Genomic DNA, 395 nt, shown 5'->3' on the forward strand with positions numbered 1-395 from the left:
CGCCGCCTATCGCACCTGGCGTGACACGCCCGTCGGCGCTCGCATGCGCATCATGCTCAGGTTGCAGGCGCTGATCCGCGAGCACTCCAAACGCATCGCAGCGGTGCTCAGTGCCGAGCAGGGCAAGACGCTCGCCGATGCCGAGGGCGATATCTTTCGTGGCCTGGACTTCGTCGAGCATGCCTGTTCGATCGGCACGCTGCAGATGGGCGAATTTGCCGAAAACGTGGCCAGTGGTGTCGATACCTACACGCTACGCCAGCCCATTGGCGTCTGTGCCGGGATCACGCCGTTCAACTTTCCTGCGATGATCCCGTTGTGGATGTTCCCGATGGCCATCGCCTGCGGCAACACATTCGTGCTCAAGCCTTCCGAGCAGGACCCGCTGTCGACCC

At 63.0% G+C, this 395-nt stretch carries 1 protein-coding gene; it reads left to right on the top strand.

Annotated features, from left to right (window positions below; genetic code table 11):
* Positions 1-395 (top strand): aldehyde dehydrogenase family protein (locus EE949_RS05210; RefSeq protein WP_122663301.1); only part of this gene is annotated, 395 nt, incomplete at both ends.

The sequence above is a fragment of the Pseudomonas viridiflava genome (assembly GCF_900602065.1).
Lineage (GTDB): Bacteria > Pseudomonadota > Gammaproteobacteria > Pseudomonadales > Pseudomonadaceae > Aquipseudomonas.